At 68.2% G+C, this 24232-nt stretch carries 24 protein-coding genes and 4 tRNA genes; 15 read left to right on the top strand and 13 right to left on the bottom strand.

The window, feature by feature from the left end; translation table 11 throughout:
• Nucleotides 1-101: 101 nt before the first annotated feature.
• The 4 genes from DAERI_RS06845 to DAERI_RS06830 form a co-directional block, all read right to left on the bottom strand.
• Nucleotides 102-176: transfer RNA gene (locus tag DAERI_RS06845), tRNA-Thr, on the bottom strand.
• A gap of 9 nt (nt 177-185) precedes the next feature.
• Nucleotides 186-258 (bottom strand) — tRNA-Gly (locus tag DAERI_RS06840).
• A 3-nt stretch (nt 259-261) separates the two neighbouring features.
• Nucleotides 262-347 (bottom strand) — tRNA-Tyr (locus DAERI_RS06835).
• A gap of 69 nt (nt 348-416) precedes the next feature.
• Nucleotides 417-492: transfer RNA gene (locus tag DAERI_RS06830), tRNA-Thr, on the bottom strand.
• 388 nt (nt 493-880) lie between these two features.
• On the opposite strand from DAERI_RS06830, the gene DAERI_RS06825 reads away from it, so the two are divergent.
• The 9 genes from DAERI_RS06825 (at nt 881) to DAERI_RS06785 (ending at nt 11762) form a co-directional block, all read left to right on the top strand.
• Nucleotides 881-2773: an ABC transporter ATP-binding protein gene (locus tag DAERI_RS06825; RefSeq protein ID WP_103128698.1), complete on the top strand. Its 1893-nt coding sequence runs from the start codon at nt 881-883 to the stop codon at nt 2771-2773.
• Nucleotides 2770-4641, top strand: coding sequence for an ABC transporter ATP-binding protein (locus DAERI_RS06820; protein ID WP_103128661.1), 1872 nt, complete (start codon nt 2770-2772; stop codon nt 4639-4641). Before DAERI_RS06825 ends, DAERI_RS06820 begins: the two co-directional genes overlap by 4 nt.
• A gap of 106 nt (nt 4642-4747) precedes the next feature.
• Nucleotides 4748-5776, top strand: coding sequence for a phosphate ABC transporter substrate-binding protein PstS (gene pstS / locus DAERI_RS06815; protein ID WP_103128660.1), 1029 nt, complete (start codon nt 4748-4750; stop codon nt 5774-5776).
• A 134-nt stretch (nt 5777-5910) separates the two neighbouring features.
• Nucleotides 5911-6927, top strand: a complete 1017-nt coding sequence (gene pstC / locus DAERI_RS06810; RefSeq protein ID WP_103128659.1) for a phosphate ABC transporter permease subunit PstC — start codon at nt 5911-5913, stop codon at nt 6925-6927.
• A complete protein-coding gene (pstA, locus tag DAERI_RS06805) occupies nt 6924-7790 on the top strand; it encodes a phosphate ABC transporter permease PstA (RefSeq protein WP_165794103.1) in 867 nt (288 codons plus the stop codon). Before pstC ends, pstA begins: the two co-directional genes overlap by 4 nt.
• A gap of 93 nt (nt 7791-7883) precedes the next feature.
• Nucleotides 7884-8642: a phosphate ABC transporter ATP-binding protein PstB gene (pstB, locus tag DAERI_RS06800; RefSeq protein ID WP_103128658.1), complete on the top strand. Its 759-nt coding sequence runs from the start codon at nt 7884-7886 to the stop codon at nt 8640-8642.
• A 22-nt stretch (nt 8643-8664) separates the two neighbouring features.
• Entirely contained in the window at nt 8665-9279 is a 615-nt protein-coding gene (locus tag DAERI_RS06795) for an HAD family hydrolase (protein ID WP_165794102.1), read from the top strand.
• Nucleotides 9280-9291: 12 nt separating this feature from the next.
• Nucleotides 9292-9945 carry a phosphate signaling complex PhoU family protein gene (locus DAERI_RS06790; protein ID WP_103128656.1) on the top strand — a complete coding sequence of 218 codons (654 nt, stop codon included), beginning with the start codon at nt 9292-9294 and terminating at the stop codon, nt 9943-9945.
• Between the two features lie 32 nt (nt 9946-9977).
• Nucleotides 9978-11762 carry a M3 family oligoendopeptidase gene (locus DAERI_RS06785; protein ID WP_165794101.1) on the top strand — a complete coding sequence of 595 codons (1785 nt, stop codon included), beginning with the start codon at nt 9978-9980 and terminating at the stop codon, nt 11760-11762.
• 155 nt (nt 11763-11917) lie between these two features.
• On the opposite strand, the gene DAERI_RS21950 is transcribed toward DAERI_RS06785, so the two are convergent.
• The 4 genes from DAERI_RS21950 to DAERI_RS06770 all read right to left on the bottom strand — a co-directional run bounded on the left by DAERI_RS21950 (nt 11918) and on the right by DAERI_RS06770 (nt 16261).
• The gene (locus tag DAERI_RS21950) at nt 11918-12625 is read right to left on the bottom strand and encodes a hypothetical protein (protein WP_133161976.1); all 708 of its coding nucleotides are present in this window, start codon (nt 12623-12625) and stop codon (nt 11918-11920) included.
• A gap of 106 nt (nt 12626-12731) precedes the next feature.
• Nucleotides 12732-14342 (bottom strand): S49 family peptidase, encoded by a 1611-nt coding sequence (locus DAERI_RS06780; RefSeq protein ID WP_103128655.1) that lies wholly within the window; start codon nt 14340-14342, stop codon nt 12732-12734.
• Nucleotides 14343-14347: 5 nt separating this feature from the next.
• Complete coding sequence (locus DAERI_RS06775; protein WP_103128654.1) at nt 14348-15190, bottom strand: group III truncated hemoglobin; 843 nt, start codon at nt 15188-15190, stop codon at nt 14348-14350.
• A gap of 60 nt (nt 15191-15250) precedes the next feature.
• Nucleotides 15251-16261, bottom strand: coding sequence for a c-type cytochrome (locus DAERI_RS06770; RefSeq protein WP_103128653.1), 1011 nt, complete (start codon nt 16259-16261; stop codon nt 15251-15253).
• 107 nt (nt 16262-16368) lie between these two features.
• Here DAERI_RS06770 and DAERI_RS06765 point away from each other — a divergent pair, with 107 nt between their 5' ends.
• Nucleotides 16369-17106 (top strand): helical backbone metal receptor, encoded by a 738-nt coding sequence (locus DAERI_RS06765; RefSeq protein WP_103128652.1) that lies wholly within the window; start codon nt 16369-16371, stop codon nt 17104-17106.
• Here the strand turns inward: DAERI_RS06765 and DAERI_RS06760 are convergent.
• Nucleotides 17103-17690 carry a TetR family transcriptional regulator C-terminal domain-containing protein gene (locus tag DAERI_RS06760; RefSeq protein WP_103128651.1) on the bottom strand — a complete coding sequence of 196 codons (588 nt, stop codon included), beginning with the start codon at nt 17688-17690 and terminating at the stop codon, nt 17103-17105. The two genes, DAERI_RS06765 and DAERI_RS06760, sit on opposite strands and share 4 nt — an antisense overlap.
• A gap of 85 nt (nt 17691-17775) precedes the next feature.
• Between DAERI_RS06760 and DAERI_RS06755 the strand changes: the two genes are divergently transcribed.
• Nucleotides 17776-18276, top strand: a complete 501-nt coding sequence (locus DAERI_RS06755; protein ID WP_103128650.1) for a hypothetical protein — start codon at nt 17776-17778, stop codon at nt 18274-18276.
• Nucleotides 18273-18665, top strand: a complete 393-nt coding sequence (locus DAERI_RS06750; protein WP_103128649.1) for a hypothetical protein — start codon at nt 18273-18275, stop codon at nt 18663-18665. Before DAERI_RS06755 ends, DAERI_RS06750 begins: the two co-directional genes overlap by 4 nt.
• A 412-nt stretch (nt 18666-19077) precedes the next feature.
• On the opposite strand, the gene DAERI_RS06745 is transcribed toward DAERI_RS06750, so the two are convergent.
• The 3 genes from DAERI_RS06745 to DAERI_RS06735 are packed head-to-tail and all read right to left on the bottom strand — an operon-like array spanning nt 19078 to nt 21294.
• The gene (locus tag DAERI_RS06745; RefSeq protein WP_103128648.1) at nt 19078-19641 is read right to left on the bottom strand and encodes a nucleotidyltransferase family protein; all 564 of its coding nucleotides are present in this window, start codon (nt 19639-19641) and stop codon (nt 19078-19080) included.
• Nucleotides 19628-20623: an ADP-ribosylglycohydrolase family protein gene (locus DAERI_RS06740; protein WP_103128647.1), complete on the bottom strand. Its 996-nt coding sequence runs from the start codon at nt 20621-20623 to the stop codon at nt 19628-19630. Before DAERI_RS06740 ends, DAERI_RS06745 begins: the two co-directional genes overlap by 14 nt.
• The gene (locus DAERI_RS06735; protein WP_235610281.1) at nt 20620-21294 is read right to left on the bottom strand and encodes a hypothetical protein; all 675 of its coding nucleotides are present in this window, start codon (nt 21292-21294) and stop codon (nt 20620-20622) included. The genes DAERI_RS06740 and DAERI_RS06735 overlap by 4 nt, the downstream gene beginning before the upstream one ends.
• A gap of 141 nt (nt 21295-21435) precedes the next feature.
• Here DAERI_RS06735 and DAERI_RS06730 point away from each other — a divergent pair, with 141 nt between their 5' ends.
• The gene (locus DAERI_RS06730) at nt 21436-21759 is read left to right on the top strand and encodes a PadR family transcriptional regulator (protein WP_103128645.1); all 324 of its coding nucleotides are present in this window, start codon (nt 21436-21438) and stop codon (nt 21757-21759) included.
• Between the two features lie 3 nt (nt 21760-21762).
• Complete coding sequence (locus DAERI_RS21945) at nt 21763-22977, top strand: permease prefix domain 1-containing protein (RefSeq protein WP_133161975.1); 1215 nt, start codon at nt 21763-21765, stop codon at nt 22975-22977.
• On the opposite strand, the gene DAERI_RS06725 is transcribed toward DAERI_RS21945, so the two are convergent.
• Nucleotides 22974-23432 carry a TlpA family protein disulfide reductase gene (locus tag DAERI_RS06725; protein WP_103128644.1) on the bottom strand — a complete coding sequence of 153 codons (459 nt, stop codon included), beginning with the start codon at nt 23430-23432 and terminating at the stop codon, nt 22974-22976. The genes DAERI_RS21945 and DAERI_RS06725 overlap by 4 nt on opposite strands.
• A gap of 38 nt (nt 23433-23470) precedes the next feature.
• Here DAERI_RS06725 and DAERI_RS06720 point away from each other — a divergent pair, with 38 nt between their 5' ends.
• Complete coding sequence (locus DAERI_RS06720; RefSeq protein WP_103128643.1) at nt 23471-24232, top strand: ABC transporter substrate-binding protein; 762 nt, start codon at nt 23471-23473, stop codon at nt 24230-24232.

The following is a 24232-nucleotide window of genomic DNA, read 5'->3' as shown; positions in this document are numbered from 1 at the left end:
TCGAGAAGTCCCCCGGGGGAGACGGGCGTAAGCAGCATACGGGCACCGACGATGACACAAGTGAAAACGCGGCCCAACGGTCGCGGGCCGCATTTCCGAAGTGGAGCTCTTGGTCGGGATTGAACCGACGACCTCTCCCTTACCAAGGGAGTGCTCTACCACTGAGCTACAAGAGCGGGCTGGAAAGCGGGAAACGAGACTCGAACTCGCGACATTCAGCTTGGGAAGCTGACGCTCTACCAACTGAGCTATTCCCGCGTGTGGTGGGCAGGGGCGGATTCGAACCGCCGTACACTTACGTGAACAGATTTACAGTCTGTCGCCTTTAACCACTCGGCCACCTACCCAGATTTGCCCCAGATTGCGCTGGCCCGGATTGTCTCGCCCCGGATCGCCGTGGCGTGTGGTGCGCCACTTGGAGCCACCCAGGAGAATCGAACTCCCAACCTTCCGATTACAAGTCGGGTGCTCTACCAGTTGAGCTAGGGTGGCACCTGTTCCTGAGGCAGAAGGCGGAGGGGTCCCACCCCTGAGCACGGAAGTTTCGCGCTGACGCGCTTGCTTCCGGCTGTGGATAGTAGCACCGCCCCCCTGGGGTGTCAACAGGAGCGGAATTTCGCTGCCAACGCCGTTTTTTCGTTCCCGGGTTCGGCCAGCGGCCGTCGGCCTCACGGCAGCAGCGTTGGCATGGATTTTGTCTCAAGAGGACGTGAACCCAAGGGCACGCCGACTCGGCCATTACGCGCATTCCTCCCTCCGCCGGGCGGCGTAGACTGGCCACTCCCGGAGCCGGGCTCCTGATTCGCACGCTCTTTTGGCCGCTCTTTCCCCCGAGGTGAACCTCTTGGACAGCCTGCGCACCCTCTGGCCCTACCTGCGGATGCACCGTCGGCAGTACCTCATCGGCATTGTCGCCGTGGTGATCGCCAACAGCGTGAACCTGCTGCCGTACTACTACATCCGCCTCACCATCGACGGCCTGACGCGGGCGACCGACGCGAGCCCGAACACGGTGGGGGTGACGCTGGCACAGGTGGGGCTGTACGCGCTGGGCATCGTGCTGGCCGCCGCGACTGCCGGGGCGCTGATGCTCCTGATGCGCCGCCAGATCATCATCGCGTCGCGGCAGACGGAGTACGAGATTCGCCGCGACATCTACATGAACCTCCAGACGCTCGACAAGGCGTATTACGACCGCTCGCGCACGGGCGACATCATGAACCGCCTGACGGGCGACCTGAGCGCCGTGCGCGAGATGCTGGGCTTCGGCTCGTGGCAGATCGTGAACATCGTGTCCGCCTTCCTGACGAGCTTCACCGTCCTGTTCGGCCTGAGCTGGCAGCTCACCCTGATCGTGATCGCCGTGCTGCCGTTCATCGTGGGCCTGCTGTATTACCTCGCGCGGCTGATCAACCAGCGCTACACCCGGGTGCAGGAGCAGAACAGCCTGATTGCCGGGAAGGCGCAGGAAAACTTCAGCGGCGCGCGGGTGGTGAAGGGCTACGCCATCGAGGACCGCGAGATCGCCGACTACCGGGCGATGAACCTGGAGCTGCTGCGGCGCAACATCGCGCTGACGAAGGTGGACGGGCCGCTGCGGGGCTTCATGAGCCTGCTCATCGGGCTGACCTTCGGGCTGATCCTGCTCGTGGGCGGGCGGCTGATCCTATTCCCGCAGGGGGGCGCGAACTTCACGGTGGGCAAGTTCGTGCAGTTCGTGGGCACGCTCGACCGCCTCGCCTGGCCGATGCTGATGGTGGGGTGGATCACCGGGGTGACCCAGCGCGGTCTCTCCTCCTGGGGACGGCTGCGCGAACTGCTCGACGCCCGGCCCCAGGTCCACGACGAGCGGGGCCGCACCGACCCCTCCATCCGCACCCTGCGTGGCGACGTGACCTTCGACAACGTCAGCCTGCGCTACGGCGACTTCACGGTCCTCGACCGGGTGAACCTGCATATCCCCGCCGGGACGTTCCTGGGGATCACTGGCCCCACCGGGAGCGGCAAGACTTCCCTCGCAGCGCTCATCACCCGCAGCATGGACCCCACGAGCGGTGTGGTGCGGGTGGACGGGCACGACGTGCGGGTCATCCCGCTGCGGGTGCTGCGTGAACACGTCTCCGTGGTGCCGCAGGAACCCTTCCTCTTCAGCGACACGATCGCCAACAACATCGCCTTCGGGCTGGAGGGGCAGGACCTTCCTGCCATCCCGACCGGCGTGAACGTGGCAAAGGTGCCCGCGCCGCCCGAGCTGCCGCAGCAGCCCGACCTCGCCCGGGTCCACGAGGCCGCGCGGCTGGCCGGGCTGGCGGGCGACGTGGAGGGCTTCCCGCTGGGCTACGACACCATGCTGGGCGAGCGCGGCGTGACCCTCTCGGGCGGTCAGCGGCAGCGCACGGCCATCGCCCGTGCCATCGTCCGCAACCCGGCGATCCTGATCCTGGACGACAGCCTCTCGGCGGTGGACACCGAGACCGAGCGGCGCATCCTCGACGGCTTGCGGGAGGTCGCCCGGGGCCGCACCGTCATCCTGATCGCCCACCGGGTCAGCAGCCTGCGTCACTCCGACCGGATCGTAGTGCTGGAGGAGGGGCGCGTGACCGAGCAGGGCACCCACGAGGAACTGCTCGCGGCGGGCGGCCATTACGCCGAACTCGAACGCCTCCAGCGCCTCGCCTCCGACCTCGACGCCGAGGACGAGCCCATCGGTGACGCGGAGGTGGCGGCCGACGACCTCGAAGCCCAGGTTCTGCCCCAGGAGGCCGTGAAGTGACCGCCCCCGATCCCCTCGACGCCGCCAAGAAGGGCTTCGATGTCCACCTCACCCGGCGCATCCTGAGCTATCTGCGCCCGTACAGGGCACTCGCCCTGACCGCCGTGGTCGTCGCGCTGCTGCTCGCCGTGCTGTCACCGCTGCCCACGCTGGTCCTGCGCCACGCCATCGACGCCTACCTCTCGCCCTTCGAGCGCAATCCCGGGCTGAACGCCGAGACGCTGTACCGGGGCCTGACCCTCGCCGCGCTGGGTTACATGGGGCTGCGGGTGATCGAGTTCGTCCTGAACTATGTCTCCACCCTCGCCATCGGCTACCTGGGGCAGAACGTGCTGCGCGACATCCGCTCGGACGTGTTCGGCAAGCTCCAGCGGCTGCACCTGGCCTACTTCGACCAGAACCCGGTCGGCCGCCTGATCACCCGCGTGACGAGCGACGTGGACGCGATCAACCAGTTCATCACGGGCGGGCTGGTCAGCATGATCACCTCCAGCCTCCTGATCCTGGTGTACGCGGGCTTCATGCTGCGGCTGAACTGGAAGCTCGCGCTGATCAGCTTCACGGTGCTGCCGGTGCTGTTTTTCGCCACCAACTTCTTCCGGGGCAAGCTGCGCGACGCCTTCCGCGCCACCCGCATCCAGCAGGCCATCGTGAACACCCGGCTCAACGAGAACATCACCGGGATGCTGACCGTGCAGCTCTTCCGCCGCGAGGCCCGCACCGCGCTGGACTTCGACCACGCCAACCGCAACCTGCTGACGGCCACGGTGAACAGCGTGTACTGGTTCTCGCTGTTCATGCCGACCGTCGCGGTGCTGGGCCAGGTTGCCGTGGCGCTCGTGCTGTATTTCGCCGCCCGGCAGATTCTGGGCCAGGACGCGGTGGCGAGCGGAGTGGCCGGGGCCGTCACGGTGGGTACGCTCTTCGCCTTCGTGCAGTGGACCCAGCAGCTTTTCCAGCCCATCCAGGACCTGGCGGACGTGTTCAACAATCTTCAGGCGGCGATGGCGAGCAGCGAGCGCATCTTCGGCGTGCTCGACACCGAGGAGGAGATTACGGACAAGCCGGACGCGAGAAAATTGGAACACTTCGAGGGCCGGGTGGACTTCGAGGGGGTGTGGTTCGCCTACGACCAGACGGTGAAGGCGGACACGCCCGACAACGACGAACGCTGGATTCTGCGCGGCATCGACCTGCACATCCAGCCCGGTGAGAGCGTGGCCCTGGTCGGCGCGACCGGCGCGGGCAAGACGAGCGTGACCGCGCTGGTGAGCCGCTTCTATGACGTGCAGCGCGGCGCGGTGAAGGTGGACGGGATCGACGTGCGCGACCTCGCCCAGCACGACCTGAGAAAGCACGTCGGCGTCGTCTTGCAGGACGTGTTCCTCTTCGCGGGAACCATCGAGAGTAACCTGACGCTGAACAACCCCGACATTCCCCACGAGCGGGTGGTCGAGGCCTGCCGCTATGTGGGCGTCCACGACTACATCCTGTCGCTGCCCGAGGGGTACGACACCGAGGTCCGCGAGCGCGGCGCCACCCTCTCGACCGGGCAGAAGCAACTCCTCGCCTTCGCCCGCGCCCTGATCCAGAACCCCGACATCCTGCTCGTGCTCGACGAGGCGACCGCGAATGTGGACACCGAGACGGAGCTGCGAATTCAGCAGGCGCTGGAGAAGGTGATGCTGGGCCGCACGAGCATCATCATCGCGCACCGCCTGAGCACTATTGAGCACTGCGACCGCATCGTGGTCATGCGCCGGGGCCGGATCGTGGAGCAGGGGAGCCACCGGGAGCTGCTGGAAAAGGGCGGGTACTACGCGCGGCTGCACCGCCTCCAGTACGCGCAGGCGGAAGCGGCGGACTAAGAGAACGGGCCGGGCAGGGGGCGGTGGGGGGAGACCCCGCCGCCCCTGACGTTGGGCTGACATCCCAGTGACCTGGCCCTGACAGTTCGCCTGCACGCTGTCAGGCATGAAGAAGACCTTCCTCCTGGGCCTGGCCCTGATGACGACCGGCATGGCGGCGGCGCAGACGACCCTCACGGGTGCGGGCGCCTCGTTCCCCTACCCCCTCTACTCCAAGATGTTCGCCGAATACAAGGACGCCACCGGCGTCAACGTCAACTACCAGTCCGTCGGCAGCGGCGCCGGACAGAAGCAGATTCTGGAGCGCACCGTCGACTTCGCGGGGTCGGACAACCCCATGAGCGACGAGACGCTGAAGAGCGCCCCGGCCCCCCTGCTGCACATCCCCACCGCCATCGGCGCGGTCGTGCCCGCCTACAACCTCCCCGGAGTGACCCAGCCCCTGAAATTCACGGGGCGGGTGCTGGCCGACATCTACCTGGGCAAGATCAAGACCTGGAACGACAAGGCCATCGCGGCCCTGAACCCCGGCGTGACGATTCCCCCGCTGCCCATCACGGTGGCCCGCCGCAGCGACGGGTCCGGGACGACCTACGTGTTCTCCGACTACCTGAGCAAGGTCAGTGGCGAGTGGAAGAGCAAGGTGGGGGTGGGCAACAGCCTGCAGTGGCCGGTCGGGACTGGCGCCAAGGGCAACGACGGCGTGGCGAGTGTGGTCAAAAGCACGCCGGGGGCCATCGGGTACGTGGAGCTGGTGTACGCCAAGCAGAACAAGCTGCCCTTCGGCAGCGTGCAAAACCGCGCCGGGAAGTTCGTGCTGGCCGATAACGGCCCGGCGGCGGCGGCGGCGCTGGGCGTGGTGATTCCCAAGGACACCCGGGTGAGCCTGACGAACAGCGCGAACGCGAACGCCTACCCGATTGCCAGCTTCACCTACGTGATCTTCTACCAGGACCAGAAGTACGGCAACCGGACCGAGGCGCAGGCGAAGGCCCTGAAGAACCTGCTCGGCTGGATGGTCACCACCGGCCAGGGCTACAACGAGGGGCTGGATTACGCCCGGCTGCCCGCCAACGTCGTCAACAAGGCCAGGACCATCATCAACTCGATGACTTACGGCGGCAAGAAGCTGTAAGCACGGAAGTTCCGGGTGGGCGGCTCCCCAGGGTGGGGGCCGCCCCTTTCCTGTCCCGCATCCCCTCACCTGACCTGCCCCTGACGCTTTGCCTGTCAACTGGGGCCAGCCTGCCCCCGAGAGGTCATGCCCCTATGAGTGAACCTGCCCGATCCTCCCCCGTCCGTTCCCGGCCCGGCGCCGCGCTGTCGAGCCGCAGCGACCGCACCTTTCAGGTCCTGATCCTCGCGCTCGCGTCGGTGATTGGGCTGGTGTTCGTGCTGAGCGTCTACCAGCTCGCCCGCGAGTCCTGGCCCGCGCTGCAAGCCTTCGGCTGGCACTTTTTCACCGAGCGCACCTGGAACCCGGTGCAGGAGCGCTTCGGCGCGGTCGCCATGATCGTCGGCACCCTGGTGACCAGCTTCGCCGCCCTCGCCATCAGCGTGCCGCTCGCGGTCGCCAGCGCCCTGTTCGTGGCCGAGTACGCGCCGAGGTGGCTGGCGAACCCGGTGGGCTACCTGATCGAGCTGCTCGCCGCCGTGCCCAGCGTGGTGTACGGCCTGTGGGCGCTGTTCGTGATCGCGCCCATTCTGGGCCGGTGGCAGACGGCCTACTTCCTGAACCCGGAGAACGTCGCCACCCTCACCCGGTGCAACGAGCTGTGGGCGCAGCAGCAGACGAGCCTCCAGTGCTTCTTCGTGCCGTCGGGCGCGGGGGGGCGCGGCCTGGCCCTCGCCATCATCATCCTGACCGTGATGATCCTGCCGTATACGGCCTCGGTGGCGCGGGACGTGATCCGCCTGGTGCCGCAGGACCAGCGTGAGGCGATGTACGCCCTGGGCGCAACGAAATGGGAGGTCATCTCCCGGGCGATCCTGCCCTATGCCCGCGCCGGGATTCTGGGCGGCGTGATCCTCGCCCTCGGCCGCGCGCTGGGCGAGACGCTGGCCGTGGCGATGGTGATCGGCGACAGCCAGGAGATTCTCAAGAGCCTCTGGGGCGGTGCCAGCACGATGGCCTCGGTGATCGCCAACCAGTTCGGGGACGCGCAGGCGGCGCTGCACCGCTCCAGCGTGGTCACCCTGGGCCTGACCCTCTTCTTCGTCAGCGTGGTCGTCAACTTCGCCGCCCGCCTCATCATCGCGCGGCTCACGCCGAAAGGCATTCAATGATGCGCGTCGCCTCCGCCGCCCCCGCCCGCCCGGGTGCCCGGCTCAGCCCCGCCCGGCGGGTCAAGAACCTGCTGATGGGCGCGCTGATCCTGCTCGCCTCGGCGCTCGTCGTCGCGCCCCTGATCCTGATCTTCGTGTACCTGCTGCGGGAGGGCCTGGGGGCGATGAACCTCGCCTTCTTCACCAAGACTCCGGCGCCCGAGGGCGAGGCGGGGGGCGGACTGCTCAATGCCATCACCGGCAGCCTGCTGATGCTGGCGATGGCCAGTGTGATCGGCGTGGTGATCGGTGTGGCGGGCGGCATCTTTCTCGCCGAGTACCCCCGGCACCGCCTGATGCCCACCATTCGCATGCTCAGCGACGTGCTCGCCGGAATTCCCGCCATCGTGATGGGCCTGGTCGCCTACGGCCTGATCGTGCTGCACTTCGGCTTCTCGGGGCTGGCCGGGGCGCTCGCCCTCGGGTTTCTGATGATCCCCATCGTGGTCCGCACGACCGAGGAAGTGCTGAAACTGGTGCCGCTGAGCGTGCGCGAGGCGGGGCTGGCGCTGGGGTTGCCGCAGTGGCTGGTCATTCTGCGGATCGTGCTGCCCGCCGCCGCTGGCGGGATCGTGACTGGGGTGATGCTCGCCCTGGCCCGGGTGGCGGGGGAAGCCGCGCCGCTGCTCTTCACGGCCTTTGGCAACAACAACGTCAACCTCGACCCCACCAAGCCGATGAGCGCCCTGCCGCTGGAGATTTACCGTGGCGCCACGAGCGCCTACGACGAGAACCAGCGCCTCGCCAAGGCGGGTGCCCTGCTCCTCATCACCCTGATTTTCGTGACCAGCCTGCTCGCCCGGCGGGCCAGCCGCCGCCGGTAGGACGGCCCCCAGCCATCAGCAACACGAGGCGTCTGTTGCTGATCGCTGACGGCTGACCGCTTCCCTCCCACCCTTCCAAGGAGCCTCCCTTTCATGACCCCCCTCCTCAGTGCCCGGAACGTCAGCATCTTTTACGGCGACAAGCAGGCCGTGCGGGACGTGAACCTGGACATTCAGCCCGGCACCGTCAACGCCCTGATCGGTCCCAGCGGCTGCGGCAAGACCACCTTTCTGCGCGCCGTCAACCGCATGCACGACCTCACCCCCGGCGCCCGCGTCACGGGCACCCTGCTGCTCGACGGCGAGAATATGTATGGCCCCGGCGTGGACCCGGTGACCATGCGTCGCCGCGTGGGCATGGTCTTCCAGAAGCCCAACCCCTTCCCCACCATGAGCGTCTTCGACAACGTGGTGAGCGGCCTGAAGCTCGCGGGGGTGCGGGATGGCAAGCGCCTGATGGAGGTCGCCGAACGCTCCCTGCGCGGCGCGGCCCTCTGGGAAGAGGTGAAAGACCGCCTCAAGACCCCCGCCACCGGCCTCTCCGGCGGGCAGCAGCAGCGGCTGTGCATTGCCCGCGCCCTGGCCGTCGAGCCCGAGATCCTGCTGATGGACGAGCCGACCTCGGCGCTCGACCCGGCCAGCACCGCGAAGATCGAGGACCTGATGACGGACCTCAAAAAGGTCACGACCATCATCATCGTGACGCACAACATGCACCAGGCCGCCCGGGTCTCGGATACCACCTCCTTCTTCCTGAATGGCGACCTCGTCGAACATGGGGTCACCGATCAGATCTTCACCAGCCCGCGCGACGAGCGGACGGAAGCGTACGTCACGGGCCGCTTCGGGTAAGAGCCGCGCTAGGCTCCTTCCCGTGGATCCCCGCGAAGACATTCTGCTGCTGGACGTGGACGGCGTGCTGGTCACGCCACCTGAATTTTTCGGGGTGCGGCTGCTCCGGGAACATCCCGAGGCGGCCCGCGCCTTTTTCTTCGGCCCCTTCGTGGAAGCGTCCACCGGGCGCAGCGACCTGCTGACGCACCTCCCGGCCTTTCTGAAGGAACTGGGGCGCCCCCAGACGCCGCAAGCTTTCCTGCGCGAGTGGCTGGAGTCCGAAAACCACCCCAACCCCGGCCTGTGGGCGGCCGTGGAGGAACTGCGCGCGGCGGGCTGGAGGGTTCACCTCGCCACCAACCAGGAGGCCCACCGCACCCGGCACCTGCTGGACGAGGTGGGCCTGGGTCAGCTGGTGGAGGGCCACTTCGCCAGCTCCGCGGTGGGTCACCGCAAGCCCGTGCCGGACTACTTCGCCGAGGTCACCCGGCGGCTGGGCGTGCCCCCCGCCCACCTGGTGTTCTGGGATGACAGCCACGAGAACGTGGCGGCGGCTCAGGCCGCGGGCTGGCGGGCCTTCCGGTACGAGGACGTGCCCACGTTCCGCCGCGTGATGGGCCTGCCGGTCGCTGACCCGGCCCTCACACGGGGCTAGGATACTTCCGGCATGACCCACGGTGAGGCGAGCACCCGGTACCTGACGGCGCGGTTCCTGCGAATGCTCAGCCTGACGTTGGGGGAACTCGACGCGGTGCGCGACGCCGCCCGGCGCGCCGAGTACGCGGGCCTGACCCGCCGGGCGGGTGCCCTGGAACGCGAGACCGACGCGCTGGAACGCGAGATCGAGGACGCCTGCCTCCACGCCTTTGCGGGGCCGCTGACGACCGAGGAGCTCGCCTTTCACCTGATGGTGTTTCGCAGCCTGACCAATCTGGAACGGGTGGGCGACTACGCCCTCGGGGTGGCCCGCGACCTGGAGGCCCTGGCCCCGCGCACCCGCAGCGCCACCCTCCAGGACGTGCTGCCCCTCGTGAACCTCCTGGCCGGGATGCTCGAGCGTCTGGCCTACGCCTTCGCCGAGCGCGACGTCATGGCCGCCCGCGAGGTCATGCGCCTGGACGAGGAGGAGGTGGACGCCCTGTACGAACAGATGCTGCGCGCCAGCCTCACCCGGCTGCACGAGCGCCCCGACGACGTGGAGGTCGCGCTCGCCGCCCACCGGATGGCCCGCAGCCTGGAACGCCTGGGTGACCACCTCGTCAACGTGGCCGAGCGGCTGGAGGCGCTGGTGCGGGGGGAAAGGGTGGTGGGCGGGGTGTAGGACCAGCCCCGCGACCGTCTAGACTGCGCCCCATGACCACAACCCAGGCAAGAGAACTTCCCCGCTGGCGCACCGACGACCTCTATGCCGGGCTGGACGACCCGCGCCTGACCGCCGACCTCGCCACGTTGCGGGAGGAAGTGGCGGCGCTGGAGGCGACGTTCGACGAGGTGGGCGTCCGCAAGGGGGGAAGTCCGGCCACGACAGAGGCCCTCGACCGTGTGCTGGGTGGCCTGAACAGTGTCCTCGCCCGCCTGACCCCGCTGCGCGGCTTCGTCTCCGCCTTCGTGACGACCGACAGCCGGGACGCGCTGGCCCAGCAGCGGATGGGGGAACTCACCACCCTGACGCTGCCGCTGGGGCCGCTGCGCTCGCGCCTGACCGCCTGGTTGGGGGAGCAGGACGTGGAGGCGCTGCTGGGGCAGTCCGACGTGGCCCGCGACCACGAGCACCTCATCCGCCGCAGCGTGGAGTACGCCCGGCACCAGATGACGCCGGAGGAGGAGGACCTCGCCGCCCGGCTGCGGCCCAGCGGGGCGGGCGGCTGGGCCAAGCTGCACGGCAACTACTCCAGCCAACTGACGGGCGAGTACCGGGGACAGCGAATGCCCGTCACCGCCCTGCGCGCCCTCGCCACTGACCCGGACGAGGGCGTGCGCCGCGACGCCTTCGACGCGGAGCTGAAGGTCTGGCAGGACGCGGAGGTCGTCCTCGCCGCCGCCCTGAACGGCGTGAAGGGCGAGGAGGGCACGCTCGCCGCCCGCCGGGGCTTCCCGGACGCGGTGGCGCCCAGCCTGCTCACCCACGGCATCGACCGCGAGACGCTGACGGCGATGCAGGGCGCGGTCGAGCGCAGCCTGCCCGACTTCCGCCGCTACTTCGCCGCGAAGGCCCGCGCGCTGGGCAAGGACAGGATGGACTGGTGGGACCTCTTCGCCCCGCTGGGCCGCAGCGAGACGGAATGGACGTACGAGGCGGGGACGCGCTTTGTCGAGGAGCAGTTCCGGGGCTACTCGGACAGGCTCGGGGACTTCGCCGCCCGCGCCTTCCGGGAGAGCTGGATCGACGCCGGGCCGCGCGCTGGCAAACGCGGCGGCGCCTTCTGCATGGGCTGGCAGCAGGGCGAGAGCCGCATCCTGATGAACCACGACCCCAGCCTCGACAGCGTCTCGACCCTCGCGCACGAGCTGGGGCACGGCTACCACAACCTCCTGAAGGCCTCACGCACACCCCTGCGACGCGAGACGCCCATGACGCTGGCCGAGACCGCCTCCATCTTCTGCGAGACGATCATCCAGAACGCGGCGCTTACGCGGGCGACGGGCGAGGAGCGGCTGTACGTCCTCGAAACGCAACTCCTCGGGCACGCGCAGGTCGTGGTGGACATCCACTCGCGCTTCCTATTTGAACGGGCCGTGTTCGAGAAGCGGGCCGAGCGCGACCTGACGCCGCAGGAGTTGAACGACCTGATGACCTGGGCGCAGCGCCAGACCTACGGCGACGCCCTGAACACCACGCACCCCTACATGTGGGCCGTCAAGCCCCACTACTACAGCCTGGCCTTCTACAACTACCCCTATACCTTCGGCCTGCTGTTCGGCCTGGGCCTGTACGCGCAGTACGGGCAGGCGCAGGCCCAGGGACAGGAGGCCGACTTCCAGGCCCGCTACGACGACCTCCTCGCCTCGACCGGCCTGGCCGACGCCCGCACCCTCGCCGCCCGCTTCGGCATCGACCTGCGCGCGCCCGAGTTCTGGGAGGGGAGCCTGGACGTGATCCGGGCGCAGATCAGGGCATATGAGGCGGTGGTGGGCTGAAGGCGGGAACTCAGAACGTGAAGGGGATGCCGTCCTGACGGTCTCACCCAAATGGGGGGAGGGAAGGCTGGACAGCCCCTCCCCCTGGTCTTTCCACCGTTCTCAATGGGTGCGTTCTCTATACTTCTTGCGGCCCAGGGTCTCTGGCCCTGAATCTATTCGGGCCGCGCAGTTTTAATTCTAGAGGGCCGAGATTTAAGCCTCCTCTCAATAAACCATCTGTAGGAATCTAAAGTATGCTTTGCTCTCAGTTCGAAGCTCTGTTGAATCAACACAACAGAAATGACCAGCAATATAAGTGAATAGATAGCAGAGTCTCTATAAATAAGCCATACGGCCAGAAGAAACGTAGGCAGGATTGTATTTCTGAGTGCTTTTGACGTAGACAATTTCCTCTCAATTTTTTCGTATCTTTCGGCACTTTCGAATTCCAGTCTATTGATAATAAAACCGTATATACTAATTCCCTGATCTGCATAATTTTTGTTTTCTCGCGCCAGCTTTTCCCTGGCTTGCTTGCGGAAGAACTCTAATTCATAACCCGAGTAGAAAATGCCGAGTGGCCTTCCAGGTTTTTTCGTCCATTGCCCTCCTAGACCATAGAAGAGGTCATAAAGGGGATCAAAAACGTACCCCGAAACTACCCATGCTGCAACACTTGTGAGTAGTGCTGCTAGTGCAAGTGCAGCCGATGCTGCCAAAGGCTCCATATTTTCGATACCCAGCACTTCTGGCAGCCGATGACGAAATAGCCAAAAATAAAGGTAAGTGATTATGAAGGAAATACCGATGCCTGGGAATACTTCGGTTCTGATGCCGCTCAAGGTAGACAGCGCCTTCAGCTTCTTGGCCAGGTCGTGCATCTCGTCCCCCTTTGGCTATGAGAAACGAATTGAACCTGAAGTTGCGTTGTCAAGAGTAGAGACTACTGGGTTCTATCCGGCAGTGATTTGATTTTATCGCTCGCCTCTACCGCACCTTCACCTCCTGATCCAGCCACGTCAGGACCCGCTCACGTCCGAAAGGCCAGACGCTGATCTGTGCGGCGCGGGCGGCCTCCTGCACGAATTCGGGGAGGGGGCCGGTGCGGGCGGGGGTGACGTTCCAGGTCGGGGCGTCGTAGGGGAGCCCGGCGAGTTCGCAGGCCCGCTCGATGCCGAGGTGCAGGTCGCCCAGCTCGTCCACCAGCCCCAGGTCGAGGGCGTCCAGCCCGCTCCAGATGCGGCCCCGGCCGATCTCGTTCACGCGCCCCGGGGTCATCTTGCGGCCCTGAGCCACCCGGGTCACGAAGCGGTCGTAGACCTCGGCGATGCCCTTCTCGACGTGGGCGCGTTCCTCGTCCGAGAAGGGGCGAGCGGCGCTGTACATCAGGGCGCGGTCGCGGCCCACCCGCTCGGGCTTCAGGCCGTGGCGGGCGTTGAACTCGCGCAGCACCGGCTTGCCGCTCACCACGCCGATGCTGCCCGTCAGGGTGTAGGGGCTGGCGACGATGTGCCGGGCGTGCGTCAGCACGTAGTAGCCGCCGCTCGCCGCGTACTCGCCCATCACGGCGACGACGGGCTTCTCCGAGGTCGCCACCTCCCGCCAGATCAGGTCCGACGCCAGGGCCGAGCCGCCGCCGCTGTTCACGTACAGCACGATGGCCTTGGTCTTGTCGTCCTTCTTCGCCCGCTTGAGGGCCGCGACGACCGTGTCGGAGCCCGCCTGCGGTCCGCCCAGCAGCGGGATGGGCAGGGGATTGTTGCGGCTCTTGCCGGGCACGATGGTGCCGACGAGAGACACAACGGCGACCCGTCCATCCTTCGCGTTCCCCCGTCTGGGCATCAGCAGGTCGATCACCGCCGCCAGGGGCCGGGTGCCGGGGCCGACGAGTTCGTCCTCATAGGCGACGCGGTTGATCAGACCCGCCTCTTGGGCCGCCCGCGCGCTCGTGAGGTCGCCCGTGAGCCAGGCACGGGCCGTCTCCTCGCTCACCCCGCGCGCCGCCGCGAGGTCGAGCGCCCAGGCGGTCTCCAGGCCGCTGAGGTACGCGGTGAGCTGCTCGCGGTTGGCGTCGTCCATGTGGTCCTGCGAGAAGCGGGTCAGCGCCGCTTTGTACTCCCGAATCCGCAGATTCTCGAACTCTATGCCGCTCTTTTTCAGGAACTCGCCCAGGAAGGTGGGCTCGACCGCGAAGCCCGGCACGAGCACGTCTGCCGACTCGGGGGCGGCAATTTCCTTTGCACCGCTCGCCGCCAGCAGCGCCGTCATGGTGAGCTGCGGCAGGTAGGCGACCACCCGCTTGTCCTGCCCCAGCCGGGCGAGGATCTGGCGGATCGCGTGCGCGGTCGCGGGCGCGGCGGTGAACTCGGAGATGCGGACGAGGACCCCGTGCAACCAGTCGGCGTGCCGCAGCCGCTCGGCGCGGGCCTCCAGGGCTTCCAGGGTGTCCTCACGGTTCAGCAGGGCCTGGATGGGGTTGGCGGGCTGCCGCTCGGGGTACGCGCCGGTCACGTCGAGGATCACCCAGGTGGGGCGGCTCACCCCGTCGGGGAGCTTGTCCTCGTTCTTCTTCAGGAAGGGAATGTTGAAGGGTGCCATACCCCCTACGGTACGCGCCCCGCGTGAGGACGGTTCCCCGGTTTTCCTTGACCCAGCCGCGCCCCCATCGCCTCCGCCCGGGAGGTGAGCCGCGCGGCGGCCTGCGGGGAGAGGTGCGCCGCCGCCGCCGCCCGGAACAGCGCCAGCCAGCGCGCGAGGTGCGGCCCGCGAACGCCCAACCCGGCGTGGACACTCTTCAGGTTGCCCCGCCACGCCGCCCCGCCCCCCAGCATGGTGACCCAGAAGGCCGTCACCCGGTCCAGGTGGGCCTCCCAGTCATCGACGTGCGCGGCGAACAGCGGGCCGAGCAGGTCGTCCGCCCGTGCCCGCGCGTAGAAGTCGGCCAGCAGGGGGCGCAGCGCCGACTCGCCGCCCACGGCTTCCAGGGGGGTTCCCGGAGTCCGAGGACCGGCATTCTCCAGGCCCGCCAGGAAGGCCGTCCTCAAGGACTCCGGCACGGTCACGCCTGCCCAGGCCGTCACGCTCCCCGCACGCCACAGCAGGGGTACCTCGCCCTCCCACGTCTCGGCGACCGCGCCGCGGGGCAACTCGGACCACTCCGGCGAGAGGTCACTGCCGCCCCCCGGCCGGACCCGCGCCCCCAGCGCCCGACCGGCCAGCGCCGCGCCTGTGCCCCAGGCCAGGATCGGGAGGCCCCGCCGGATGGCTCCCGACAGCAGCGCGAGCTGTGCCCAGCGGTCCGGCCTGTCCCGGATGTCCGCGACCGGCTCGCCGTCGTGCGGCACCAGCAGGCCCGCCGCTGTGGGCAGTCCGTCCGGGGTGGCCTCCACGACCTTCAACCCGAACGCCTTGACGGGGGAGGTCGTCAGCAGGGGGCCGGGCGTCATGCGCCAAGAATAGGGCCCGCCGGGAAGGGCGGGCCGGGAGGTTGCCTCCGGGGGCGCCTGCTACTGCAGGGTCTTGAGGTAGGCGTAGATGTCGGTCAGGTCCTCGTCGGTGAGCTGCTCCTTGGTGAAGCGGGGCATGACGGCACCGAGCTCGCGGTCAGGCGCATGGCCCTGACGGACGGCGGCCTCGAATTGCCCGATGTCCCAGGAACCGGGGCCGGTGGCCGCGTTCAGGGCCGGGCCGATGCCGCCCTGGCCACCCGCCCCGTGGCAACCACCGCAGCTCGCCACGAACTTCTTCTGCCCCTCGCCCGTGTCGCCGCTGAGCGCGCTGGAGACCTCGGCCGCCTTGGAGTCGCTGAGGCCCCCGCTGGCCGCCGTCGCCTTTTCGGTGTTGGAGGCGCCGGTCTGGCCGAGCTGGGTCTCCTCGCTGCCCTGCACGGTCGGCGAGGGCACGTTCGGCTGCCCCTCGCCCCGCAGGCTGCTGTTCTCGGGCGCGGAGGTCTGGGGTCCGCTGTTCTGGGCGGTGCTGCCCTGGTCCCCCGTGGTCCCCGTGCCGCCGGTCTGACCACCGCTCGTGCCGGTCGTGCTGCCCCCAGTGCTGCCGGTGTCCCCACCGCTGGCATCGCCCGAGCCGCCCCCGGTGCTGCCCGTGCCGCCGCTCCCGGTGCCGGTGCCGGTCTCCGTCGTCTTGGTTCCGCCGTCGGTCGTGGTGCCGCCATTCTGGTTGCTCGTGGTGCCCGCGTCGGCCCCCGCACCCCCGGAGTCCTCGCCGCCGTCCGCCGCTACAGCGCCGTTCTCGCCCGCCTTGGCGCCGCCCGCCTGGTCCTGCTCCATCACGTTCCCCTGGGCGGTCGACAGGTCGTTGCTGCCCTGGGTGGCAGCCTCGCGGGCCGAGGGCACCGACTCGCTCTTCACGTCCTGGGTGGTCGGGTCGCCGATGGATTCCGCCCCGCCCTTCTTGGCCTCGCTGGCCTCGTGCGGGGTCGTCGCAATCCGGTATCCGGCAAAGGAGCCGCCCAGCGCGAGCGCCAGGATCAGCGTCATGGTGACGGCGAACGTGTTCTTCATACCCGCCACCCTACCATACGGTCAGGGGGCGTTTGGCCGTTCTGACACGCTTGAAAAGGCGTCTGAGGGGTGGGTGAAGAAGCCCGCTGACTCGCTATCCTGCCCCCATGCGCCTCGCCTCGCTGACCTCCTCCAACTCCGATATCCTCGCGGCCCTGGGGGTCCCGGGCTGGGTGGTCGCCGCCGACAGCCACAGCGACGCGCCGGGGCTGGAGGGCGCGCGCCGGGTTGGCCCCGACCTGAACATCGACGTGACGGCGGTGCGGGAAACCCGGCCCGACCTCGTCCTCGCCAGCCTGAGCGTGCCTGGCATGGAGCGGGTCGTGGAGGGGGTGCGCGCCGCAGGGCTGCCCACCCTGGTCCTCGACCCCGTGAGCGTGCAAGGCACCCTGCGGGACATTCGCGAAATTGGGACGGCTATCGGGTTGCCGGAGCGGGCGGAAGACGTGGCCGGGCGCCTGGAGGCCGAACTGCGCGACCTGGCCCGAGTCTACCCGCGTCCGCCCCGCGTCCTGGTCGAGTGGTGGCCCCGACCCATCATCGCGGCAACACAAGACTCCTGGGTGACGGACCTGCTTGCGGGGTTGGGCGCGGTGAACGCCCTGGGGGAACGTCCGGGCCGCAGTTCCCCCCTCACCCTGGAGGAAGTTCAGGCCGCGCAACCCGACCTGATCGTCTGCTCATGGTGCGGGGCCAAGAAGCTCCGGCCCGAGGTGATCGAGGCGCGCGGGCTGGGCATTCCCGTCGTCCCCGTGCCCGAGAGCGGCCTGGGGCGCCCTGGTCCCCGGCTGGTGGAGGGGGCACGGCGGATCGCGGCGGCGCTGGAGGGGCTGTCCCTCACCTAGCCGCCCCACCCCAGAATCGCCCTGAGGCCCCGCAGACACTCGGCCCGGTAGGTCTGCAGATCCGGCTCGGGGTCGGCCAGAAAGCGCACGCTCAGGCCCTCGACGAGCGCCCGCAGCAGCCGCGCCCGCTCCTCGGCGCCCGCCTCCCCCGCCAGCCGGGCGAGTTCGAGGTCGAGGGCCAGGGTCCCCCGCAGGAAGTCGCGCTGCACGGCCATGAGTTCGGGGTCACGGGTGGCCGCCGCCAGGAAGTCCAGCGACACCGTGTAGAAGCGCCGGGTGTTCTCCACCCCGTAGAACTGGTTCTCGACGTAGGCGGCGAGCTTGGCCTCGGGGGTGGTCGCCTGCCGCAGCGCCCGCCGGGTCGCCGCCGTGATCGTGCGGGTGAAGCGGCGCATGACCGCCGCCAGCAGGCCCGCCCGGCTGCCGAAGTGGTAGGCGAGCGTCCCCTTGCTGACGCCCGCGTACCCGGCAATATCGGCCAGCGTCACGCCCGTGTAGCCCCGCTCGTAGATCGCCAGGTACGCCGCCTTCTCCAGCGCCGCGCGCCGCGCCCGGTCCTGGATGGGATTCACGCGGCGGGCCATGAGGGGCAGGGTAACAGGCGGGGGGCGTGACTTCACCGTGAGCCCGGGCGCCGACAACCCCGGCCCGGCCCGCTAGCATGGCCCCATGAATGTGCCGCGTGCCGCCGTCACCCTGATCGCGGGCCTGAGTGCCGCCCTGATCGCCTACAGCGCCTTTTACGTGCGGGGAGACACGGCGGGTGTGATGCACTACCTCCGGGAGCGGGGCGACGTGAAGGACCTCGCCGCGAGCGGGGCGAGTGCGGCGGCGGTGGAGGCGGCGCGGCGGAACCTGGCGGCCCTGGGCGAGCGAGTCGCCGACCCCGACCTCGCCCTGCGGATGGTGCCGGTCGCGCTCCTGATCGGCGTCCTCGTCGCCTGGCTGGTGTGGCGGGCGTTCGGGTCGCGGGTGGGCAGCGCCGAGCGGGGGGACGTGCAGGAGCGTATGGTGCTGCGGCTGGCCTACCGCAAGGGCGGGCAGTTCACCCTGGGGGACCTGGGTGCCTCCTCGCCCCTTTCCGAGGAGCAGGCCCGCGCCGTCACGCGCCGGATGCTGGAGTCGGGCCGCCTGACCCGGGAGGGTGACACCTTCCGGCTGGTGCGGTGAGCGCCGTGGCTCTTGCGCCGCAGGACCTTGCCCGGCTGCTCGAAGGGGCGCAGAACGGGCCGCATTACAGCATTCGGGCGGCTCTGTCGCTGGCCGACGGGCAGCCTCCGCCGCGCATTGCGGGACTCGTGGCGGGGCTCACGGGCAGCAAGCGGGCACTCTGGGCGAGGATCGCGCAGGTCACGGGAATGGCCGCGCCGCCGGACGACGCCGGGCTCACGCGGCTCTCGGAGTGGGAAGTTCAGGCGGTGCGGGCCTTGAAGCCCGAGCATCTGGCGATGCGGGTGCAGGGGCGGGTGGTCGAGGAGTTGCTGCTGGAACACGTCCGGGAAGTGTTGTGGACGGCGGGGCAGATTGCGGCGTATGCGAATCGGGTTCGGTTTGCTTGAGGGGGCAGGGGATCTTGCTGCGAGTTACCCCCACCCCCCAGCCCCCTACCCCCAGAGGGGGCAGGGGGAGCTTTCCGCTGCGCTCGGCAAGGGGCTCGGCCCATCGCGTCTGTGGCCGTTTCTCTCTGCGCGCAATGTTTGATCTTGCTGTTCACGAGTCACGGGCCCACCGTCTCGCTGCGCGAGCCGACGTGGTGAAGGCGGTGCGAGAGTAAGCCGAGGAGTGGGAGTTGGCCGTCCACAGTAGACGGTTTTAGGAAGCGAGGGCTTTAGCTCTTTTTGCCCCTTCCCCCTTGTGGGGGAGGCTGGGTGGGGGGTAGCAGGCAACGCTTGCCCTATGGACCCTGCTCCCGACATCGTTTTCAAGCGGTTCCAAGAGTTCAGGCAGAGGGCTGGGAAGTGCCAGTTGGCGCTACTTATCCTCCTCGCCCCCCATCTCCCGCAGCCACGGCCAGCGCTGGCGGTAGTCGGCCACTTTCGCCGCGTACAGGCCGGGTGTGTGATTCAGGGGGTTGGGGCGCAGGTGGCCTGCGGCAAGGTCGGCCAGGCCGTAGGGGGCATAAACCGTGCCGCGCTCGTCCACGCCGACACAGGTGCATTCCACCAGAAATTGGTCGATGCCCTCACGGGCGGAACGCAGGGGTGGGCGGGTCAGGCCGAATTTCTGCGGAAACCACAGGTGGACGCGGGCCTGGTTGCGGACCTCAATGCGGGCACCCAGGTCGGCGAAGAGGGCGGCGGCGCCGCGAATGACCCTGTCTTCCGCCTCGTAGCTCATGTCGGCGTCCCAGTAGAAGAGGTCGTAGTCGCGGATGTGGGCTTCCGGGGACTGGCCACTCCGCACGTTCCACACCGTCTGGAAGAGCGCCCCGGCGACGAGGTGTGCCTGTGGTGCCCGCAGTTCCGGCAGGCGGTCGAGGATCGCCGCGTTGACCGGGTTGAGGCGGACGGTGTGCAGGAACTCAGCCTCGGTCACGTGCGCCCTCCACCACGGCGGGGAAGTGTTCGGTGCAGGCCCAGCCGCGTTCCCAGCCCGGCCAGGTGTGTCCCAGCCGCAGCGGCGGGAGGAGGTGGGCCGGAATCTCCAATCCCCGCGCTCCGGCGATGGCCCCGACCACACACGCCACGGTGTCGCTGTCGTCGCCGCCCAGCACGGCGGGTTCTATGCAGGCGAGCCAGGAGTCGGCGCGGGCGTGGGCGACGGCAGCCTCCAGCGTGTCCAGCACGTAGCCGCTCTGAGAGGTGAGGTGACCGTCCAGCCCGGAGCGGACGCGGGCGCGAATTGCCGCGCGGGCCTCACGCTCCTGCTTCTGGAAAGCGTCGTGAGCCGCCCTTGTGGTCAGTCCGAAAATCCCCTGATCCAGCAGCGTGCGCCGGGCGTCCAGACTATCCATCACGCGCAGGGCCGCCCCCGCCGCCTCCCGGTAGGGCTGGCCCGCGTGCAGGGCTTCCAGAAGAGCTGTCAGAAAGACGCCCGCGTACACGCAGCGCGGGTCGGCGTGCGTGAGGGCCGTGATAATCGCTGACTCTCGCGCCAGGGCCTCTCCCCTGAACCCCGCGATCCACACCGCCGCAATCCGCATGAGGCCGCCGTTTCCGGCACTCTGGAAGCCGCTCCCGGCCCAGGCCCTTGCCCCGCCGTCAAGGGTCCCGGATGCGAGGGCGGCGCGGGTCAGTCCTCCCACATCCGGTGGCCCGGCTGCTAGCCAGGCGCGCAGGGCTGCCAGCACGCCCTCTGGCCCCTCACCCCGCGCGTAACCCAGCAGGGTTGCCACCGTCATCTGGCTGTCGTCGGTCGCCTCGCCGGGGGCGAAGCCGAATACGCTGCCAGGCTGATAGTCGCTCAAGGTCTGGCCGTAGCGGGCGCGAATCGCCTCGGGTGTCTTGAACTCGGTCGCGGCGCCCAGCGCGTCAGCAGCCGTCAGGGAGAGGAGAGTGTGCAGGTGCGGGTCGGTCACGCCCCATTCTCGCTCAGCCAGGGGAAGCCCCAGGGGTCAGTTTGCGAGAGGGCGACCACCCGCGTCGCGTCGTGAACCCGCACGGGCAGTGGGAAATCAGCGGGCGAGACAGGGACGCACAAGAGGGGCTTGACTGGATTCGGATTGACCCAGTGCGGTTCGCGCACCCGCCCCACGCCCGGCCACTCGTACGGCGGCATTTGTTCGAAGCCGTCCGGCGGCAACACGTACACGAAGCCGGGGGCGAGGAGTGAGCGCCCGTCCGTGACTGCCGGGTCCTGTGGGGCAAACGAGAGGAAGTAGCGCATCCGCGACCAGCGGTTCCCCTCCCACACTTGCAGCGCCGAGTTCAGCATCCGCCGGACGCGAGAGCGGTCCCGCAGCGCGTACATCAACGCCCACAGGCCGTCCGACGCGGCGAAGACGCCCGTGCGTTTACTGAACTCATCGGGGCTGAGGTCGTGCGGCGTGCGCGGCTCGAACAGGGTCAGGTCGCCGCAGGCCGAGCCGTGGAGCAGCCAGCCCCCGCGCGCCAGCCATTCCAGGAAGACCCAGCGGGGGAGACATTCCGGGAGAAGCTGGGGATTCAACTCCTCCAGTACGCCCCGAAATTGCTCCTGGACACCCCCGGGAAGGTGCATCTGCGGGGCCTCGAGCATCCAGGATCGCACAGTGACAACCTACCACCCACTCCCCAGACAAGCTGGGCTTGACAAGTCCACTCCTCAGGCGAACTATGTAGACAGTCAAGGCTTTGTAGGGCCGGCAACTGCACGGGACGCCGCGCGGCCGACGGTCCACCCAGGAGGACTATGAACCCCGACCTGCTGCGCGGCAATCTCGACCTGATCCTGCTCTCCATCCTGGAGGCGCGGCCCCTGTACGGCTTTGCCATTATCCAGGAGGCGCGGAACCGCACGGACGGTTACTTCGATTTTAAGGAGGGGAGCCTCTACCCGGCCCTCCACCGCCTGGAACAGGAGGGACTGCTCGCCCCCCAATTCGGCGAGGTCGGGCGCAACGGCAAGCCGCGCAAGTACTACGCCCTGACCGACCGGGGCCGCGAGGTGCTGCGGGCCAAGCGCGAGGAGTTCCGCGCCTTTACTGGAGCCGTGTGGCGCCTGGCGGGGGGCTGACCTGTGACCTCCCGGACGGGCACGCCCACCGCCCTGACCGCCTATCTGCGCCGCGCGACGTGGGGTTTGCCGAAAGCCCGGCAGCAGGAACTGTGGGACGAGCTGGAAGAACACGTGCTGACGCGCGCGGATCATCTCTGCGCGCTCGGTGCTCCGCCGCAGGAAGCTCTCGCCCAGGCGCTCCGCGAACTCGGCCCGCCAACTCGCGTGACCGCCGGAATGACCCAGGTGTACCTCATGCCCAAATTGCTGTTGTCCGCTGGTGTCGCCGCCCTGGCCCTGAGTGCCGCGCTGTATGCGCTGGCGGGGGGTGGGGGGGAGCGGACGGTGGTGTTGCCTGCCCTATCTTCTCGCCCACCAACAGTTCCCATTTGTATCGTAGAGTCGGCAGCAAAAGGTGCTTTGCCAAAGACGAGTAGTGCAGAGGACACCACTGCCTGCGCTGTCCAGGATGATCCGGCCCTCTACAAAGGGGCATTCATCAGCTTGAGCGATCTCAAGAAGGCTCTTGAAGCGAGTGGGATGACTGCGGATGTCCTCTCATCCGGCTCGCTGAACGTTCGTTACCCTAGCGGAACACGCCTGACTATTGATCCTGAGTTCCAACAGGGGGGGCAGGGGTATGTGCAGGCGGCTGCACCGATTGCCATTGCTATCCGGGAAGCCGTCACTCCTCAACTTCAACTCAGGGGCTACGATAATCCTCTGCTGACTCTGGGTTCCGAACGCCTTCAACTGGGAAGTGCGGCTGCGCCAGTGAATGGAGTGGATTTTTACCCGGCCCTGCTTCCCACGCTGGTCAATGTCGTTCTGGGGACGATGGATAAGGGCCAGCCGATAAATGTGGGGGGAATCAACCGTCGTAGTCTCTTGAATGGTCCTTATGGTGCGTCGTCATTGACGATTACCTCGTATGTTCCCGTAAGTCACAAGATTCAGACCGGGCTCAAGCTGGGCGAAGTCGCCATGCTCGTGACGGAAAGAGGATCGGGGTGGGCACAATATTTGGCTGATGCGGCACCAGTGGGTCCTGACGGAACAGCCACTTTCTACGGTCAACCATCAAACCTCCGCTTCGTCACCAGTCCCGCCCAGCTCAGTCCTTATCCCGGCGGTGGGCGCATCCCGGCCCTCCTCGTCCGCATTACCAATGTCCCGCTCCGCAATCTGAAAACAGGCATCTTTCTCCCTTCTCAGCCCACCTCCGACGCCAACTAACCCTCTCCCGGCCCACCCCCGACCTGCTCCTCCAGCAGGTACTGGAGGCGGGTCTGCGCGTTCTCCTGGCTGCCGTACACGCTCCGCAGCAGCTCGCCGCCCGGCGCGAAGGCCAGCCAGTGGGGCGTGCCCTCCGTCCCCCACGCGCGGGCGAGGTCGCCACTGAGGTCGAGGGCGACGGGGAAGGGCAGGCGCGCGAAGTCCCGGACAAACTTCACCAGCGTCGGCTCCACGTCCTCCCGCGAGAGGAGGCGGTGGCCCCGGCTGGTGTGCAGGCCCATCAGCTCCACCTGGCCGCCAAACTCGGTGTGGAGACGCTGCAGGAAGGGAATGCCGCGGGACACGCAGGCCGGGCACTCCAGGTTGAAGACCATCACCAACCCCGGCTTCTTCCACTCCGTTGGCGGCGGCAGCACTCCCCCATAGACGAAGTCGGCGGGCGGGGGCCAGTCCATGCGGAAAAGTTTAGGCGACGCTCGCCTATGCTGGTGCCATGAAGCGTGCGCTGCTGGTGCTGTCGGCCCTGGTCCTGTCCTCCGCGTCGCTCGCCGCGACGGTCGCCCAGGTGAAGAAAAAAGGTGTGCTCGTGCTGGGCACCGACCCGACCTTCGCGCCCTTCGAGTTCAAGGGGCCAGGCGGCGAGGTGCAGGGCTTCGACATCGACATTGCCCGCGCGCTGGCGAAAGACCTCGGGGTGCGGCTGGAGGTCCGCTCGGTGGGCTTCGGGGCCCTGATGCCCCAGGCCGTCACGTCGGGCCGGGTGGACATGGCGATGAGCGGCATCACGATCACGCCGGAGCGCGCCAAGGTGGTCTCCTTCAGTGCCCCGTACTACCGCAGCGCGCAGGTGTTCATCGTGCGGGGGGGCAACCCGGGCAAGTTCACCTGGCCGGGCGACGTGAAGGGCAAGACCATAGGCGTGCAGGCGAACACGACCGGGCAGTACGCGGCGGGCGACCTGCTCAAGCCCAAGGGCGCGACGATCAAGGTCTACGACGACTTTGCGGCCGGACTCGCCGACCTGCGCGCGGGCCGCATCGCCGCCCTGATCGGGGACGCGCCCACCGTCGCCGACCTGCAAAAGCGGCTGCCGGGCCAGTACGCCAAGGCGGGCCAGGACCTCACCGCCGAGGATTACGGCATGGTGTTCGCCAAGGGCAGCGACCTCGCCGCCGCCGCGAACCGGACGTTGGCCCGGCTGCGGGCGAGTGGGGAGTACCAGCAGCTCCTGAACAAGTGGATCGTGCAGAAGTGA

This window comes from Deinococcus aerius, from assembly GCF_002897375.1.
GTDB lineage: Bacteria > Deinococcota > Deinococci > Deinococcales > Deinococcaceae > Deinococcus > Deinococcus aerius.
This window is presented reverse-complemented; position numbering and strand designations above follow the sequence as displayed.

What these genes read in the sequence shown, in the direction of transcription:
- DAERI_RS06825 (WP_103128698.1), top strand. Translation starts at nt 881, where the DNA reads ATGCACCGTCGGCAGTACCTCATCGGCATTGTCGCCGTGGTGATCGCC.
- pstS (WP_103128660.1), top strand. Translation starts at nt 4,748, where the DNA reads ATGAAGAAGACCTTCCTCCTGGGCCTGGCCCTGATGACGACCGGCATG.
- pstC (WP_103128659.1), top strand. Translation starts at nt 5,911, where the DNA reads ATGAGTGAACCTGCCCGATCCTCCCCCGTCCGTTCCCGGCCCGGCGCC.
- pstA (WP_165794103.1), top strand. Translation starts at nt 6,924, where the DNA reads ATGATGCGCGTCGCCTCCGCCGCCCCCGCCCGCCCGGGTGCCCGGCTC.
- pstB (WP_103128658.1), top strand. Translation starts at nt 7,884, where the DNA reads ATGACCCCCCTCCTCAGTGCCCGGAACGTCAGCATCTTTTACGGCGAC.
- DAERI_RS06790 (WP_103128656.1), top strand. Translation starts at nt 9,292, where the DNA reads ATGACCCACGGTGAGGCGAGCACCCGGTACCTGACGGCGCGGTTCCTG.
- DAERI_RS06785 (WP_165794101.1), top strand. Translation starts at nt 9,978, where the DNA reads ATGACCACAACCCAGGCAAGAGAACTTCCCCGCTGGCGCACCGACGAC.
- DAERI_RS21950 (WP_133161976.1), bottom strand. Translation starts at nt 12,625, where the DNA reads ATGCACGACCTGGCCAAGAAGCTGAAGGCGCTGTCTACCTTGAGCGGC.
- DAERI_RS06780 (WP_103128655.1), bottom strand. Translation starts at nt 14,342, where the DNA reads ATGGCACCCTTCAACATTCCCTTCCTGAAGAAGAACGAGGACAAGCTC.
- DAERI_RS06775 (WP_103128654.1), bottom strand. Translation starts at nt 15,190, where the DNA reads ATGACGCCCGGCCCCCTGCTGACGACCTCCCCCGTCAAGGCGTTCGGG.
- DAERI_RS06770 (WP_103128653.1), bottom strand. Translation starts at nt 16,261, where the DNA reads ATGAAGAACACGTTCGCCGTCACCATGACGCTGATCCTGGCGCTCGCG.
- DAERI_RS06765 (WP_103128652.1), top strand. Translation starts at nt 16,369, where the DNA reads ATGCGCCTCGCCTCGCTGACCTCCTCCAACTCCGATATCCTCGCGGCC.
- DAERI_RS06760 (WP_103128651.1), bottom strand. Translation starts at nt 17,690, where the DNA reads ATGGCCCGCCGCGTGAATCCCATCCAGGACCGGGCGCGGCGCGCGGCG.
- DAERI_RS06755 (WP_103128650.1), top strand. Translation starts at nt 17,776, where the DNA reads ATGAATGTGCCGCGTGCCGCCGTCACCCTGATCGCGGGCCTGAGTGCC.
- DAERI_RS06730 (WP_103128645.1), top strand. Translation starts at nt 21,436, where the DNA reads ATGAACCCCGACCTGCTGCGCGGCAATCTCGACCTGATCCTGCTCTCC.
- DAERI_RS06725 (WP_103128644.1), bottom strand. Translation starts at nt 23,432, where the DNA reads ATGGACTGGCCCCCGCCCGCCGACTTCGTCTATGGGGGAGTGCTGCCG.
- DAERI_RS06720 (WP_103128643.1), top strand. Translation starts at nt 23,471, where the DNA reads ATGAAGCGTGCGCTGCTGGTGCTGTCGGCCCTGGTCCTGTCCTCCGCG.